Raw genomic sequence first — 16684 nt, 5'->3', positions numbered from 1 at the left:
AGTGCGGACTATGCTTTTGCATACGGTAAACAAAATTTTGGGAAACTATGTCCAGATTCTTTTTTAACGACCGCAAACAGCTTGTCAACGATGCCATTGAAGGCATACTTCTCTCCGCGCCGCACGGTAATCTCGTCAAACTGGATATCGATCCGGCCATCCGCGTGGTGGCTCGCGGCGACTGGGATAAAAGCCGCGTGGCGGTGATCTCCGGTGGCGGCTCCGGCCATGAACCGGCACATGCCGGGTTCGTCGGTAAAGGCATGCTTACCGCAGCGGTGTGTGGCGATCTGTTCGCTTCCCCAAGCGTCGATGCGGTCCTCAATGCCATTGTGGCGGTGACGGGCGATCGTGGCTGCCTGCTGATTGTGAAAAACTACACCGGTGACCGGCTTAACTTTGGCCTGGCGGCGGAAAAAGCCAAACGCTACGGCCTGAAGGTCGAGATGGTTATCGTGGCGGATGATATCGCCCTACCGGATAACAAGCAGCCGCGTGGTATCGCGGGAACGGCGCTGGTGCATAAGATTGCGGGATATGCGGCAGAACAGGGGAAATCGCTAAACGACGTGCGGGATATTGCGCAACAGGCCTGCGATAACCTCTGGAGCCTGGGGGTTGCGATGCAAACCTGTAACCTGCCGGGTAGCGATGATGAAGAAGGACGCATCAGGCAAGGCCACGTGGAGCTGGGGCTCGGGATTCACGGCGAGCCGGGGGCATCGGTGGTGGATACGCAGAACAGCAGGGCGATTATCGATACGCTGGTGACGCCGCTAAAAGCCCAGGCGGGTGACGGGCGCTTTGCGGTGCTGATCAACAACCTCGGCGGCGTGTCAGCGCTGGAGATGGCTCTGCTCACCAAAGAGCTGGCGCATTCGGCGTTGAAAGAGAACATTGCGTATCTGATTGGCCCGGCGCCGCTGGTGAGTGCTCTGGATATGAAAGGCTTTTCGCTAACGCTGTTAAAGCTCAACGATTTCTTCGAGAAGGCGATTCACGCCGAGGTCGAGACGCTGGGCTGGCAGAAGCCCGTCGCGTTCGCGCCCCTGCGTACCGTCCCCCATAGCGCCCTTCATGATCGCGTGGAATATACCCCGTCGGACAATCCGCAGGTGAGCGAGGCCGTCGCCTCGGTAACGAAAACATTGATCCAGCTGGAAAATCGCCTTAACGCGCTGGATGCCAAAGTAGGCGATGGCGATACGGGCTCCACCTTTGCGCAAGGGGCGCGGGATATTGCGCAGCGACTTGAGGAGAACAACCTGCCCCTTAACGACGTGCCGACATTACTCCTGCTGGTGGGGGAGCGGCTGGCAACGGTGATGGGCGGATCGAGCGGCGTATTGATGTCGATCTTCTTCACGGCGGCAGGACAAAAGCTTCACGATGGACAGTCGCTACCTGAAGCATTGCTGAGCGGACTGGCGCAGATGAAGCAGTATGGCGGTGCAGATCTCGGCGATCGTACGCTGATCGATGCCCTGCAACCGGCGCTGGAGGCGTTACAGAAAGGCAATATTCAGGCGGCAGCGCAGGCCGCGCAGCAAGGGGCTGAAGCAACGGCGAAAATGGCGAAAGCCGGCGCGGGACGCTCGTCGTACGTGAATAAAGAGAATCTGGACGGGGTGATGGATCCGGGGGCGGTCGCGGTGGCGGAAGTGTTTAAGACCATGGTAGATGCAAAACGGTAACAACCGTTACCGTTTTTAGTGTTTGCGCCCTCTCCCTGTGGGAGAGGGTTGGGGTGAGGGCATCAGGCCGCACATTCCCCGGCAATCTCACATCAGAAATCCGCTTTCAACACCACGCGGTAGCGGGCTTTGCCGTCGCGCACGTGCTGGATCGCTTCGTTGATTTTTGACATCGGATACAGCTCGGTGGTGGGTGCCACTTTTGTGCGTCCGGCAAACTTCATCAGCTTGCGCAGCTCGTACGGTGTACCGGTCGCGGAGCCTGACACGCTGCGATCCCCGCCGATCAGGGTAAACGCCGGAACCGGCAGCGGCTTCATCACCGCACCCACGGTGTGGAAGTTACCGCCGTAGGCCAGGGCTTCAAAGTACGGCTGCCAGTCGAGATCGACGTTCACGGTGTTGATGATCAGGTCAAACTGGCCTGCCAGAGCGGTGAGCGCCTGGGGATCGCGACTGTTCACCACTTTATCCGCACCCATCGCCAGCACTTCCTGCTCTTTCGCCGGGTTAGAGCTAAACGCCGTGACTTCACAGCCCATCGCGTGCAGCAGCTTGATGGCGATATGGCCCAGACCGCCAATCCCGATCACGCCCACGCGGCTGGTGGCGGTGACGTGATGCATCAGCAGCGGTTTAAAGACGGTGATACCGCCACACAGCAGCGGACCGGCGGATTCGATATCAATGCTGTCCGGCAGCGGGATAACCCATTGCCAGTCGGCGCGCAGCTTATCGGCGAAACCTCCCTTGTTCAGGATGGTCGGCGTTGCGCCCTCAAGGCAGTTGATCTGGTTGCCGCTGATACAGGCGTCGCAGTGGCCGCAGCTGCGTGCCGTCCAGCCGATACCCACGCGCTGGCCCACTTTCAGCCCTTTGTCCTGCGCGGCGCTGCCGAGCGCCACGACGCGGCCAATGACTTCGTGCCCGGCCACCAGCGGATAGCTGGAGAAGCCCCATTCGTTATCGATCATCGAGAGATCTGAGTGGCAGATCCCGCAGTAATCAACCTGTACTTCGACGTCTTCCGCTTTTAGTTCGCCCGCATCGTACTCGTACAGCTCAAGTTCTGCACCCGCCTGCGGTGCGGCGTAGCTTTTTATCTTCGACATCGCATTTCCCCTGTTTTGGTGTGAACTGTGAGTGTAGAGCATTCAGTTTACAGACGCTTAACAGAAGACGGCAGGAACAAAACTTACAGACTTTTCAGCATCCTGACTTCGCAGTCCACGTGGCCCGTGCAGCCCAGTGGCGCATCGATATGCTCAAAGCCGAGATGTTCATACAGGCCAATGGCCTCTTTAAGGAAAGCGGTGGTTTCAAGGTAGCAACGTTTAAAGCCCTGTGAGCGTGCATGTTCCAGGGCGACCAGCGCCAGCTTTTTCGCCAGGCCTTGTCCGCGTATCGTTGGCAGGAAATACATTTTCTGGAGTTCACAGATATCCGGCTCGCTGCAAAGCAGTGGGGCAATGCCGCCGCCGCCCACGACCTGGCCGTCCTGCTCGATGACCCAGTAGGCATGACCCGGCTGGCTGTACAGCTGAAAAAGTTCGTCCAGATTTGGGTCGGCCACGGTGTAGCCTTTGTCGGCGGTCAGGCCATATTCGGCAGAAACCGTGCGGATAACGGCGGCGATAGCCGGGTTGTCCTGCTCAGTGATCCGACGCATTGTCGTCGCGACGGGGGTAATCACGCTCATAGCATTACTCATGACAAAAATTGACACACAACTGCTGTTAATAGCACCGCAGAAAGGGGAGTGCAAGCGAGGAGTTTTCAGGAAGGATACCCCTTACGCCCTGAAGCGTAAGGGGTAAAAGCATTACAGCGCCGCGATAACCGCCTGCTGCTCGATCAGTTTGGTCTTCGCATCGGCGAAGGCAACCAGACGCTCACGCTCTTTGGCGATGACCGCTTCCGGCGCGCGGGCCACAAAGCCCTCGTTCGCCAGTTTGCTTTCGATTTTGCCAATTTCCACGTCGACTTTCGCCACTTCTTTCGCCAGACGCGCCAGCTCCGCATCTTTGTCGATCAGGCCCGCCATCGGGATCAGCAGCTCCGCGCCGTCGATGATTTTGGTCACGGAAACCGGACCTTTGTCATCGGCAGGCAGCACGGTGATGCTTTCCAGACGCGCCATGGTTTTCAGGAAGGTGTTGTTCTCGGTGACGCGACGAACGGCAGCTTCGCTGCAACCGCGCAGCAGCAGCTCCAGTGGTTTACCCGGAGCGATGTTCATTTCCGCGCGGATGTTACGTACCGCAACGATCGCCTGCTTCAGCCACTCGGTATCCGCAGACGCGGCTTCATCCACTTTCGCGGCGTCGAATGCCGGGAACGGCTGGAGCATGATGGTATCGGCATTAATACCGGCAATCACCTTCACGCGCTGCCAGATGGTTTCGGTGATGAACGGAATGATCGGGTGCGCAAGGCGCAGCAGACCTTCCAGAACGGTAATCAGCGTATTACGCGTGCCGCGCAGTTCCGCTTCAGAACCGCCGTTCATGACCGGCTTCGCCAGCTCCAGGTACCAGTCGCAGAACTGGTTCCAGGTGAATTCGTACAGAATGCCTGCCGCGATGTCGAAGCGGTAGCTGTCCAGCGCGTCGCGGAATGCTTTCACCGTCTGGTTAAATTCCGCCAGGATCCAGCGGTCTGCCAGAGACAGGGTCATTTCGCCGCCGTTAAAGCCGCAATCCTGATCTTCGGTGTTCATCAGCACGAAGCGGCTGGCGTTCCACAGCTTGTTACAGAAGTTACGGTAACCTTCCAGACGCTTCATATCCCAGTTGATGTCACGACCGGTGGAGGCCAGCGCCGCCAGGGTGAAGCGCAGGGCGTCGGTACCGTGAGATTCGATCCCGTTCGGGAACTGCTTCTCGGTACGCTTGCGGATTTTCTCCGCCAGCTGCGGCTGCATCATGTTGCCGGTACGTTTTTCCAGCAGCTCTTCCAGAGAGATACCGTCCACCATATCCAGCGGGTCGATAACGTTACCCTTGGATTTGGACATCTTCTGGCCTTCGTCGTCGCGGATCAGGCCGGTCATGTAGACGGTATGGAACGGAACCTGCGGCTTGCCGTCTTCGTCTTTGATGAAGTGCATGGTCATCATGATCATGCGGGCGATCCAGAAGAAGATGATGTCGAAGCCGGATACCATCACGCTGGTTGGATGGAACTGACGCAGCGCGTCGGTGTTTTCCGGCCAGCCGAGGGTAGAGAAGGTCCACAGTGCGGAGGAGAACCAGGTATCCAGCACGTCTTCGTCCTGGCGCAGGGCAACGTCAGCGCCCAGGTTGTTTTCCTGACGCACTTCCTCTTCGGTGCGGCCAACGTAGACATTGCCTTCGTTGTCGTACCACGCCGGGATACGGTGACCCCACCACAGCTGACGGGAAATACACCAGTCCTGAATATCGCGCATCCAGGAGAAGTACATGTTTTCGTACTGCTTAGGCACGAACTGAATGCTGCCGTTTTCAACCGCTTCCACAGCCGGTTTCGCCAGCACGTCGGCACGCACGTACCACTGGTCGGTCAGCATTGGCTCGATAACCACGCCGCCACGGTCGCCGTACGGCACGGTCAGATCGTGAGGTTTAATCTCTTCCAGCAGGCCGAGTGCGTCAACGGCGGCTACGATGGCTTTACGCGCGGCAAAGCGCTCCAGCTTCTGGAACTCAGCCGGGATGTCGCTGGAATAAACGTCGGATTCGTTGCCTTTGGTGTCATACACTTCTGCGCTTTCGCGGATATCGCCGTCGAAGGTCAGAATGTTGATCATCGGAAGTTGATGACGACGACCGACTTCATAGTCGTTGAAGTCATGCGCCGGGGTGATTTTCACGCAGCCGGTGCCTTTTTCCATGTCGGCGTGTTCGTCGCCCACAATCGGAATACGGCGGTTCACCAGCGGCAGCACCACGAATTTGCCGATCAGATCTTTATAACGCGGATCTTCCGGGTTAACGGCCACGCCGGTATCGCCCAGCAGGGTTTCCGGACGGGTGGTCGCCACCACCAGGTAATCTTTACCGTCGGCGGTTTTTGCGCCGTCGGCCAGCGGATAGCGGATGTGCCACATGGAGCCTTTAGACTCGCGGTTTTCCACTTCCAGGTCAGAGATGGCGGTGCGCAGTTTCGGGTCCCAGTTGACCAGGCGCTTGCCACGATAAATCAGGTCTTCTTTGTACAGGCGCACAAAGACTTCTTTCACGGCGTTGGACAGGCCTTCATCCATGGTGAAGCGCTCGCGCTCCCAGTCTACGGAGTTGCCGAGACGGCGCATCTGACGGGTAATGGTGCCGCCGGATTCTGCCTTCCACTGCCAGATTTTGTCGATGAACGCGTCGCGACCGTAGTCGTGGCGGGTTTTACCCTCTTCAGCGGCAATTTTACGCTCAACCACCATCTGGGTCGCGATACCCGCGTGGTCAGTCCCCGCCTGCCACAGGGTATTTTTGCCCTGCATGCGCTGGTAGCGGATCATGGTATCCATGATGGTCTGCTGGAAAGCATGCCCCATATGCAAACTGCCGGTGACGTTCGGCGGCGGGATCATGATGCAGAAGGACTCTTTGCTTTCGTCGCCGTTAGGCTTGAAATAGCCCTGCTGTTCCCAGTGCTCGTAAAGCGGCTGTTCGATATCGCGTGGGTTATATGTCTTTTCCATTATTTCCAGGTTGCCGTATTCAGGTTAAAACCGGCCAGGCGGTACGCTTTGTAGCGTTCGCGCGCCAGTTGTTTCAAGGATTCTTCGTAAGGGACAAAGTCTACCACTTCTGTGAAAGCGGTGGCAAAATCTGCAAAGTCTGTCCGCAGGCTAATGAGAATGTCGCGCGCGCTGCTGTTGCGTTTTTGCGGCCAGGCAATCTCCACCGGTGCCCCGCCGCGTGGACCTTCGCCCGACAGGTTATGCGGAACAAAACTCTCCGGCGGGCGCGCCCATAGCGCTTCATCCAGGCGAATCGCCTGCTGCTCATCTTCACAGGCAATCAGGACGCGTTTACCTGCGCGCCAACGTTCTGCGGCAATTTCACACACCAGCTGTTCAACGGCGCTGAGGCCATCCTGATGGGTGTCATTGTCCAGAAGGTAGAACGTTGCATTCTTCATAATATATGGGGCTTCTTGTCGTGGATTTAAATGCAAAGCCGGGTGGCGCTTCGCTTACCCGGCCTACGGTTGAGTGGCGTGTAGGCCGGGTAAGGCGTAGCCGCCACCCGGCGTTTTACATCACTCGTCGCCGTTAAAACCCGCACGATTGAGCAGGAACTGCGACAGCAGCGCCACCGGACGTCCGGTCGCGCCTTTGGCTTTACCGGAGCGCCATGCGGTCCCCGCGATGTCCAGGTGCGCCCAGTTGTACTTGCGGGTAAAGCGCGCCAGGAAGCAGCCCGCGGTAATTGCTCCGCCAGGACGACCGCCGATGTTCGCCATGTCTGCGAAGTTAGACTCCAGCTGTTCCTGGAACTCGTCCCCCAGCGGCAGACGCCACGCGCGGTCGCCGGCCTGCTCGGACGCGCCGATCAGCTCATGCGCCAGCGGGTTGTGGTTCGACATCAGGCCGGTGATGTGGTGGCCCAGCGCAATCACGCAGGCGCCGGTCAGCGTTGCCACGTCGATCACCGCTTCAGGTTCGAAGCGCTCAACGTAGGTCAGCACGTCGCACAGCACCAGACGGCCTTCGGCGTCGGTGTTCAGCACCTCAACGGTCTGGCCGGACATGGTGGTCAGCACATCACCCGGACGATAAGCGCGGCCGCCAGGCATGTTTTCGCAGCCCGCCAGCACGCCGATCACGTTGATGGGCAACTGAAGTTCCGCGACCATGCGCATGACGCCGTAAACCGCCGCCGCGCCGCACATGTCGTATTTCATCTCATCCATGCCTTCTGAAGGCTTGATGGAGATACCGCCGGAGTCGAAGGTCAGCCCTTTACCGACGAGCACGATGGGACGCGCATCTTCAGACGGATTACCCTTGTACTCAATGACCGACATCAGGGATTCGTTCTGGGAGCCGTTACCGACCGCCAGATAAGAGTGCATCCCCAGCTCTTTCATCTGCTGTTCGCCGATAACGCGGGTGATGACGTTCTTGCTGTAGGCGTCAGCCAGCTGGCGCGCCTGAGATGCCAGGTACGCGGCGTTACAGATGTTTGGCGGCATATTGCCAAGATCTTTTGCCGCTTTAATACCGGCGGCAATGGCCAGACCGTGCTGAATAGCGCGCTCGCCGCTGGTCAGCTCGCGACGGGTTGGCACGTTAAAGACCATTTTACGCAGCGGGCGACGCGGCTCGCTTTTGGTGGTCTTCAGCTGATCAAAGCTGTAGAGGCTCTCTTTTGCGGTTTCGACGGCCTGACGCACTTTCCAGTACGTGTTGCGGCCCTTAACGTGCAGCTCCGTCAGGAAGCAGACGGCTTCCATCGAACCAGTATCATTCAGTGTATTAATGGTTTTCTGAATAACCTGCTTGTACTGGCGCTCATCAAGCTCACGTTCTTTACCACAGCCAATCAGCAGAATACGCTCGGACAGGACGTTCGGAACATGGTGCAGCAACAGGGTCTGCCCTGGTTTGCCTTCCAGTTCGCCACGGCGCAGCAGGGCGCTGATATAGCCGTCGCTGATTTTATCGAGTTGCTCGGCGATCGGGGAGAGTCGGCGTGGTTCAAAGACGCCCACAACGATGCAGGCACTCCGCTGTTTCTCCGGGCTACCGCTTTTTACACTGAACTCCATGCACTACGCTCCTGAATCTTAAAGACAACGGCGGCGGCTACGGATAGAATTGAAACCTTTCGTAACTCATGTCCGCCGTTGTGGTGACTTCGTGTTAATCTTACGTTACTACGGTTTCGACACGTCAATAAATGTCATGAAGCGCGAATCCGCCGGGTTTTTTAATCTTAGCGATGATTTCGACGACTCAAGAGAATAAATGACGTTTAAGCCATGAAACAAGCTAAATTCCTGCATAAGACGAGTTTTAACGGGCGTATTTAAAGTGATAATCATAAGATATCTGGTTCGGGAGACGCTGAAGAGCCAACTGGCGATCCTCTTTATCCTCCTTCTGATCTTTTTCTGTCAGAAGCTGGTCAGGATCCTCGGCGCGGCGGTTGATGGCGAAATCCCAACGAATCTGGTGCTTTCCCTGCTCGGGCTTGGCGTGCCGGAAATGGCGCAGCTTATCCTGCCGTTAAGCCTGTTCCTTGGTCTGCTGATGACCCTGGGTAAGCTCTATACCGAAAGTGAAATCACCGTGATGCATGCCTGCGGCCTCAGTAAAGCCGTACTGGTAAAAGCAGCCATGGTGCTGGCGCTGTTTACGGGCATTGTTGCCGCGGTTAACGTCATGTGGGCGGGGCCGACCTCCTCTCGTCATCAGGATGAGGTGCTGGCGGAAGCAAAAGCTAACCCGGGGCTGGCGGCGCTGGCGCAGGGGCAGTTCCAGCAGGCTACCGACGGTAACTCCGTGCTGTTTATCGAAAGCGTCGATGGCAACCGCTTCAATGACGTGTTTCTTGCTCAACTGCGCCCGAAAGGTAACGCTCGGCCTTCTGTGGTGGTGGCGGACTCCGGTCAGCTGTCTCAGCGTAAAGACGGCTCTCAGGTTGTCACGCTGAACAAAGGAACGCGTTTCGAAGGCACGGCTATGCTGCGCGACTTCCGTATTACCGATTTTCAGAACTACCAGGCCATCATTGGCCATCAGGCCGTCGCGCTCGATCCCACGGATACTGAGCAGATGGATATGCGCACCTTAATGAATACCGATACCGATCGTGCGCGTGCTGAACTGCACTGGCGTATCACGCTGGTATTCACCGTATTTATGATGGCGCTGATGGTGGTTCCGCTGAGCGTGGTAAACCCGCGCCAGGGCCGCGTGCTGTCGATGCTGCCAGCGATGCTGCTGTATCTGGTGTTCTTCCTGCTGCAAACCTCAATCAAGTCTAACGGCGGGAAAGGAAAAATTGACCCGATGATCTGGACCTGGGTCGTGAATGGTTTGTATCTGCTGCTGGCAGTCGGACTCAACTTGTGGGACACGGTGCCTGTGCGTCGTCTTCGTGCCCGGTTTACGCGTAAAGGAGCCATCTAATGCAGGCGTTTGGCGTACTTGACCGCTATATCGGTAAAACGATTTTCACCACCATCATGATGACCCTGTTCATGCTGGTGTCGCTCTCGGGCATTATCAAATTTGTCGACCAGCTGAAAAAAGCCGGGCAGGGGAGTTATGACGCGTTGGGCGCCGGGATGTATACCCTGCTCAGCGTACCAAAAGATGTGCAGATCTTCTTCCCGATGGCGGCCCTGTTGGGGGCGCTGCTGGGCCTGGGGATGCTGGCTCAGCGTAGCGAGCTGGTGGTGATGCAGGCATCGGGTTTTACCCGTATGCAGGTTGCGCTGTCGGTGATGAAAACCGCGATCCCGCTGGTGCTGTTGACCATGGCGATTGGCGAATGGGTCGCGCCGCAGGGCGAACAGATGGCGCGTAACTACCGTGCTCAGGCTATGTACGGCGGTTCACTGCTCTCCACGCAGCAGGGATTATGGGCGAAAGATGGTCAGAACTTTGTCTATATCGAACGCGTGAAAGGGGACGATGAACTGGGCGGCGTGAGTATCTATGCCTTCAATAACGATCGTCGTTTACAGTCGGTGCGTTATGCCGCCTCCGCTAAATTTGATGCGAACAACAAGCTGTGGCGGTTATCCCAGGTTGATGAATCTGACCTGACGAACCCGAAACAGATCACCGGTTCGCAGACCGTTAGCGGTACCTGGAAAACCAACCTGACGCCGGACAAGCTTGGGGTGGTAGCGCTCGATCCCGATGCGCTCTCCATCAGCGGTCTGCATAATTACGTGAAGTATCTGAAATCGAGCGGACAGGATGCGGGGCGTTACCAGCTCAACATGTGGAGCAAAATCTTCCAGCCGCTGTCCGTGGCCGTGATGATGCTGATGGCGCTATCGTTCATCTTTGGACCGCTGCGTAGCGTGCCGATGGGGGTTCGCGTGGTAACCGGTATCAGCTTTGGTTTTGTGTTCTACGTCCTCGATCAGATTTTCGGTCCGCTGACGCTGGTGTATGGCATTCCGCCAATTATCGGCGCACTGTTGCCGAGCGCCAGTTTCTTCCTGATCAGCCTCTGGATGCTGCTAAAACGCTCCTGATAAACCTTCTTCCTCGCTCCCGGTTGCCCGGGGGCGAGGCTAATCTCCTGTTTCACCCCGCACTTTTTCTCACAACCTTCAACGCCTCGCCGTGAATTTGAGTATTATTGAGCGATAAAGTCGTGAAGGGATCCTCTATGAAGCAAATTCGAATGCTGGCCCAGTACTACGTCGACCTGATGATGAAGCTCGGGCTGGTGCGTTTTTCCATGCTGCTGGCGCTGGCGCTGGTCGTTCTGGCCATCGTCGTGCAAATGGCCGTGACCATGGTTCTGCATGGTCAGGTCGAGAGCATCGACGTGATCCGCTCTATTTTCTTTGGCCTGCTGATTACCCCATGGGCGGTCTATTTTCTCTCCGTGGTGGTTGAGCAGCTGGAGGAGTCCCGACAGCGTTTATCGAAACTGGTGGATAAGCTGGAAGAGATGCGCGAGCGCGATCTCAAACTCAACGTCCAGCTCAAGGACAACATTGCCCAGCTGAATCAGGAAATTTCAGACCGTGAGAAGGCGGAAGCCGAGCGTCAGACCACGCTTGAGCAGCTAAAAGTTGAGATGAAAGAGCGTGAAGTGACGCAGATCCAGCTTGAACAGCAATCCTCTTTCCTGCGCTCGTTCCTCGATGCGTCGCCGGATCTGGTGTTCTACCGTAATGAAGATAAAGAGTTCTCCGGCTGTAACCGGGCCATGGAACTGTTGACCGGGAAAAGCGAAAAGCAGCTGATCCACCTGAAACCTCAGGATGTCTATTCCGAAGAGGCGGCAGCAAAAGTGATGGAGACGGATGAAAAGGTCTTCCGCCATAACGTTTCGCTGACCTATGAGCAGTGGCTGGACTATCCTGACGGGCGCAAAGCCTGCTTTGAGATCCGCAAAGTGCCTTATTACGACCGGGTGGGGAAACGTCATGGTCTGATGGGCTTTGGCCGCGATATCACCGAGCGTAAGCGCTATCAGGATGCGCTGGAGCGCGCCAGCCGGGATAAAACAACCTTCATCTCCACCATCAGCCATGAACTGCGCACCCCGCTGAATGGCATTGTGGGGCTGAGCCGCATTCTGCTGGATACCGAGCTGACCAGCGAGCAGGAAAAATACCTGAAAACGATCCACGTCTCGGCGGTCACGCTGGGCAATATCTTCAATGATATTATCGACATGGATAAGATGGAACGCCGTAAAGTTCAGCTCGACAACCAGCCGGTTGATTTTACCGGTTTCCTCGCGGACCTGGAAAACCTGTCAGGTTTACAGGCTCAGCAAAAAGGGTTGAGCTTTGTGATGGAGCCAACGCTGCCATTGCCGCATAAAGTGGTGACGGACGGCACACGTCTGCGGCAGATCTTGTGGAACCTCATCAGCAACGCCGTGAAGTTTACCCAGAAGGGGCAGGTTGCGGTGCGCATTCGCTATGACGAAGGCGACATGCTGCACTTTGAAGTTGAGGACTCGGGTATCGGCATTCCTCAGGAGGAGCAGGATAAGATCTTCGCCATGTATTATCAGGTTAAAGACAGCCACGGCGGTAAACCGGCGACCGGTACGGGCATTGGACTGGCGGTGTCGAAACGTCTGGCGAAAAGTATGGGCGGGGATATCACCGTTGCCAGCCAGCCGGGTAAAGGCTCCACCTTTACGCTTACCGTCCACGCGCCTGCCGTGGCGGAAGAGGTGGAAGATACGTTTGAGAACGACGATATGCCGCTGCCAGCCCTGCACGTCCTGCTGGTGGAAGATATTGAGCTGAACGTCATTGTCGCCCGGTCGGTACTGGAAAAACTCGGTAACAGCGTGGATGTGGCGATGACCGGCAAAGCCGCGCTGGAGATGTTCACGCCGGGCGAGTATGACCTGGTGCTGCTCGATATTCAGCTACCGGACATGACCGGGCTGGATATCTCCCGCGAGCTGACGCGTAAATATGCTCCTGACGAGCTGCCGCCGCTGGTGGCGTTGACCGCAAACGTGTTGAAAGATAAAAAAGAGTATCTCGAGGCCGGTATGGACGATGTGCTCAGCAAGCCGCTGGCGGTACCCGCCCTGACGGCGATGATCAAGAAGTTCTGGGATACCTGTGATGAAGAGGAGAGCACCATGACGTCTGTTGATAGCGCTAAAGCCCAAACGATACTGGATACCGCCATGCTGGAGCAGTATATCGATCTGGTGGGACCAAAACTGATCACCGATGGCCTCGCCGTGTTCGAAAAAATGATGCCGGGCTATCTGAACGTGCTCGAATCCAACCTGACGGCGCGTGACCAGAAGGGCATCGTCGAAGAGGGACATAAAATCAAAGGCGCGGCAGGATCTGTCGGGTTACGCCATCTCCAGCAGCTGGGCCAACAGATTCAGTCTCCTGATTTACCTGCCTGGGAAGATAACGTAGGTGATTGGGTCGAAGAGATGAAACAAGAGTGGCAAAACGATGTGGCAGTGCTGAAAGCCTGGGTGGATGCCAGAAAAAAATGACCCCGGCTATACCGGGGTGCGCGAATACTGCGCCAACACCAGGGAAATCGTGGCTGCGCCTGATTTTTATGGGTTGTTTTCGCATGGACGCCGCCTGAAAATTGAGGCCGCACGCAGATAAGATAGCAAATCTTAAACAGTTTGTTACATGAATCAGTGAAATGTGTGAAGCATAGCGTTTTAATCAGAATTTTTAATGTGCTTCAGCGAGTTGCATAGAAGGATCGTCAGAATGAAAAAGATTGGTGTCGTGCTGAGCGGATGTGGTGTTTACGATGGTTCAGAGATACATGAAACCGTATTAACGCTGCTGGCATTATCGCGCCAGGGGGCAGACGTTATCTGCTTCGCCCCGGATAAAACCCAGGCAGACGTGATTAATCATCTCACCGGCGAGCCAATGGCGGAAAGCCGTAACGTGCTGATTGAAGCGGCGCGTATTGTGCGCGGCGATATTCACCCGCTGGCACAGGCCGATGCCGCTGAGCTTGATGCGCTCATCGTGCCGGGCGGTTTTGGCGCGGCGAAAAACCTGAGCACGTTTGCAACGGAAGGCACGGCGTGTCATGTCGATCCCGATTTGAAAGCGCTATCGCTGGCGATGCATGCGGCAGGTAAGCCGCAGGGCTTTATCTGCATTGCGCCGGCCATGCTGCCGAAAATTTTTGATTTCCCGCTGCGGCTCACGATCGGAACCGACATTGATACCGCTGAGATTGTCGAGGATATGGGCGGCGAACACGTGCCATGTCCGGTAGACGACATTGTGGTGGACGAGGACAACAAGATCATCACCACGCCAGCGTATATGCTGGCGCAGAACATCGCCGAGGCTGCCGCAGGCATTGAAAAGCTGGTGGACAGAGTGCTGGTCCTGACCGAATGAGTCGTAAATTCTCCCCCGGCGGGTGGTTAAAACGGATCCTGCTGCGTATTGTGCTGGTCCTGGCCGTGTTCTGGGGCGGCGGTATTGCGCTGTTCAGCATCCTGCCCGTCCCGTTCTCGGCCGTGATGGCAGAGCGGCAGATTAGCGCCTGGCTCTCTGGGGATTTTGGCTATGTTGCCCATTCTGACTGGGTCAGCATGGATGCAATCTCGCCGTGGATGGGGCTGGCGGTCATTGCGGCAGAAGATCAGAAATTCCCGGAGCACTGGGGTTTTGACGTGGCGGCTATCGAGAAGGCGCTGGATCATAATGAACGTCATGAAAACCGCGTCCGCGGCGCATCGACGCTTTCTCAGCAGACGGTAAAAAACCTGTTCTTATGGGACGGTCGCAGCTGGGTGAGAAAAGGGCTGGAGGCCGGGCTGACGCTGGGCGTCGAGACGGTGTGGAGCAAAAAACGCATTTTAACCGTCTACCTGAATATCGCGGAATTTGGTGACGGCGTATTTGGTGTCGAAGCGGCATCGCAGCGCTATTTTGGCAAGCCCGCCAGCAGGCTGACTATGTCCGAAGCGGCACTGCTTGCCGCCGTGCTGCCGAACCCGCTGCGTTTTAAGGCCAGCGCCCCGTCAGGCTACGTGCGAAGCCGCCAGGCGTGGATTATGCGCCAGATGCGTCAGCTGGGTGGGGAAGGGTTTATGGAGCGAAATAATCTTAGGTAGGGCGGGTAAGCGCAGCGCTACCCGCCGACATGGCGAACGTTAGTCTTCGTCAAACCCGGCGTTGAACAGGGCAATCACTGCCGCCAGCGCTTCTTCTTCCTGCGGGCCGGTGGCTTCAACTTCAATCTGACGGCCTTTGGCAGAATCCAGCATCAGTAGCGCAATCACGCTGTTGGCTTCTGCCTCGGTTCCCTCGTCGTTGCGCAGCAGCACCTCAGCATCAAAACCCTGCATCAGTTCAAACAGCTTCATCGCCGGGCGCGCATGCATGCCCAGCTTGTTGGTGATTTCGACGGTCTGTTTTACGGTCATGTTTTGCGTTTTTCCAGCGTGCGATGACGGGACTGAACGTTCTTCCCGCGTGAGCGGAAGTAATCGGCCAGCTGTTCGGCAATGTAGACCGAACGATGTTTACCGCCGGTACAGCCAATCGCCACCGTCAGGTAGCTGCGATTGTTTGTTTCCAGCATAGGTAACCATAGCTCAAGGTAGCTTCGCGTCTGGTAGATAAAATTGTGTACTTCTGTGTGTCTGTCGAGGAACGCTGCCACCGGCTTATCCAGACCGGTCATCGGACGCAGTTTCGGATCCCAGTGTGGGTTCGGCAGGAAACGCACATCAAAAACGTAATCCGCATCGATAGGTATGCCGTGCTTAAAGCCGAAGGATTCAAACACCATCGTCAGTTCGCGCTCGCGCTTGCCGAGTAAGCGCGTACGCAGCATTTCCGCCAGCTCGTGGACGGACATTTCGGAAGTGTCGACAATCAGGTCGGCCCGGGAACGCAGCGGCTCAAGCAGATCGCTCTCTTTATCGATGGCGCTTTCCAGCGAAAGATTTTTACTGGAGAGCGGATGCAAACGACGTGTATCGCTGTAGCGACGGATCAGCGTGTTGCGGTCAGCATCCAGGAACAAGAGCTGAGGCGAGAAGCATTCCGGCAGGCTGTTCATTGCCTGCTCGAAGATTTCCGGCGATTCCGGCATGTTACGCACGTCGATACTGACGGCGGCAGAGATTTGCCTGTCCGCCAGCGTCCGCGCCAGATCGGGTAACAACACTACCGGCAGGTTATCTACACAGTAAAATCCCATGTCTTCCAGCGCGCGCAGGGCCACGGACTTCCCGGACCCCGAACGACCGCTGACGATCATCAGCACCATGTTCCGTTTCTCCTCAGGGCAGCCGTACTGAAGGCCCTTTCCCGATTATGCCTCATCCTGATTGCCTTCTGCTTCAGTGATAATTTGATAAAGCTCTTCATCACTTTGGGCTGAGCGCAGTCGACGACAAATGGTTTTATCCGCCAGACGTTTGGCAACCAGCGACAGCGTGTGCAGGTGGGTTTTGGTCTGATCGGCAGGAACCAGCAGCGCGAAAAGCAGATCCACAGGCTGGTTATCGATGGCGTCAAAAGCGATAGGCGTTTCCAGTTGCACAAACACCCCCACGGCACGCAGCGTATCTTCTTCCAGCTTGCCATGCGGGATCGCAATGCCATTGCCGATGCCGGTACTGCCCATTTTTTCACGGGTCAGAATGGCTTCAAACACGATCTGCGGCGGCAGACCCAGCTGTTTTGCGGCCAGCTCACTGATGATTTCCAGCGCACGTTTTTTGCTCTGGCAGTGAACGCCACTGCGGGTACAATCCTGGTTAAGGACATTGCTCAGTTGAAGAGCGGAATCGTTGTTTATCATAATTTCACCT

14 protein-coding genes are annotated in these 16684 nt (G+C 56.6%); 6 read left to right on the top strand and 8 right to left on the bottom strand.

What is annotated here, in order from left to right; all coding sequences use genetic code 11:
- Nucleotides 1-47: 47 nt before the first annotated feature.
- Nucleotides 48-1694 (top strand): dihydroxyacetone kinase subunit DhaK, encoded by a 1647-nt coding sequence (locus O1721_RS01125; RefSeq protein WP_032649667.1) that lies wholly within the window; start codon nucleotides 48-50, stop codon nucleotides 1692-1694.
- Between the two features lie 92 nt (nucleotides 1695-1786).
- On the opposite strand, the gene ahr is transcribed toward O1721_RS01125, so the two are convergent.
- The 5 genes from ahr to pepA form a co-directional block, all read right to left on the bottom strand.
- A complete protein-coding gene (gene ahr / locus O1721_RS01120) occupies nucleotides 1787-2806 on the bottom strand; it encodes an NADPH-dependent aldehyde reductase Ahr (RefSeq protein WP_017382725.1) in 1020 nt (339 codons plus the stop codon).
- A gap of 83 nt (nucleotides 2807-2889) precedes the next feature.
- Nucleotides 2890-3393 carry a GNAT family N-acetyltransferase gene (locus O1721_RS01115; protein ID WP_003861887.1) on the bottom strand — a complete coding sequence of 168 codons (504 nt, stop codon included), beginning with the start codon at nucleotides 3391-3393 and terminating at the stop codon, nucleotides 2890-2892.
- Between the two features lie 123 nt (nucleotides 3394-3516).
- Nucleotides 3517-6372, bottom strand: a complete 2856-nt coding sequence (locus tag O1721_RS01110) for a valine--tRNA ligase (RefSeq protein WP_017382726.1) — start codon at nucleotides 6370-6372, stop codon at nucleotides 3517-3519.
- Nucleotides 6372-6815: a DNA polymerase III subunit chi gene (gene holC, locus O1721_RS01105; protein WP_003861884.1), complete on the bottom strand. Its 444-nt coding sequence runs from the start codon at nucleotides 6813-6815 to the stop codon at nucleotides 6372-6374. The genes O1721_RS01110 and holC overlap by 1 nt, the downstream gene beginning before the upstream one ends.
- 120 nt (nucleotides 6816-6935) lie before the next feature.
- Nucleotides 6936-8447, bottom strand: a complete 1512-nt coding sequence (gene pepA / locus O1721_RS01100) for a leucyl aminopeptidase (RefSeq protein ID WP_003861882.1) — start codon at nucleotides 8445-8447, stop codon at nucleotides 6936-6938.
- 265 nt (nucleotides 8448-8712) lie between these two features.
- On the opposite strand from pepA, the gene lptF reads away from it, so the two are divergent.
- The 5 genes from lptF (at nucleotide 8713) to mtgA (ending at nucleotide 14974) form a co-directional block, all read left to right on the top strand.
- Nucleotides 8713-9813 (top strand): LPS export ABC transporter permease LptF, encoded by a 1101-nt coding sequence (gene lptF / locus O1721_RS01095; RefSeq protein WP_003861881.1) that lies wholly within the window; start codon nucleotides 8713-8715, stop codon nucleotides 9811-9813.
- Nucleotides 9813-10895, top strand: a complete 1083-nt coding sequence (lptG, locus tag O1721_RS01090; RefSeq protein ID WP_001147540.1) for an LPS export ABC transporter permease LptG — start codon at nucleotides 9813-9815, stop codon at nucleotides 10893-10895. Before lptF ends, lptG begins: the two co-directional genes overlap by 1 nt.
- Before the next feature lie 137 nt (nucleotides 10896-11032).
- The gene (gene arcB, locus O1721_RS01085; protein ID WP_017382727.1) at nucleotides 11033-13366 is read left to right on the top strand and encodes an aerobic respiration two-component sensor histidine kinase ArcB; all 2334 of its coding nucleotides are present in this window, start codon (nucleotides 11033-11035) and stop codon (nucleotides 13364-13366) included.
- A gap of 232 nt (nucleotides 13367-13598) precedes the next feature.
- The gene (elbB, locus tag O1721_RS01080; RefSeq protein WP_015571987.1) at nucleotides 13599-14252 is read left to right on the top strand and encodes an isoprenoid biosynthesis glyoxalase ElbB; all 654 of its coding nucleotides are present in this window, start codon (nucleotides 13599-13601) and stop codon (nucleotides 14250-14252) included.
- Nucleotides 14249-14974, top strand: coding sequence for a monofunctional biosynthetic peptidoglycan transglycosylase (gene mtgA / locus O1721_RS01075; protein WP_015571986.1), 726 nt, complete (start codon nucleotides 14249-14251; stop codon nucleotides 14972-14974). Before elbB ends, mtgA begins: the two co-directional genes overlap by 4 nt.
- 39 nt (nucleotides 14975-15013) lie before the next feature.
- Here mtgA and npr read toward each other — a convergent pair whose 3' ends face one another.
- The 3 genes from npr to ptsN are packed head-to-tail and all read right to left on the bottom strand — an operon-like array spanning nucleotide 15014 to nucleotide 16674.
- Complete coding sequence (gene npr / locus O1721_RS01070) at nucleotides 15014-15286, bottom strand: PTS phosphocarrier protein NPr (RefSeq protein WP_003861872.1); 273 nt, start codon at nucleotides 15284-15286, stop codon at nucleotides 15014-15016.
- Nucleotides 15283-16137, bottom strand: a complete 855-nt coding sequence (rapZ, locus tag O1721_RS01065) for an RNase adapter RapZ (RefSeq protein ID WP_003861870.1) — start codon at nucleotides 16135-16137, stop codon at nucleotides 15283-15285. Before rapZ ends, npr begins: the two co-directional genes overlap by 4 nt.
- A gap of 45 nt (nucleotides 16138-16182) precedes the next feature.
- Nucleotides 16183-16674: a PTS IIA-like nitrogen regulatory protein PtsN gene (gene ptsN / locus O1721_RS01060; RefSeq protein WP_003861869.1), complete on the bottom strand. Its 492-nt coding sequence runs from the start codon at nucleotides 16672-16674 to the stop codon at nucleotides 16183-16185.
- Between the last annotated feature and the right edge of the window lie 10 nt (nucleotides 16675-16684).

The organism is Enterobacter cloacae complex sp. HYC033_NIDB, from assembly GCF_056673335.1.
This window is presented reverse-complemented; position numbering and strand designations above follow the sequence as displayed.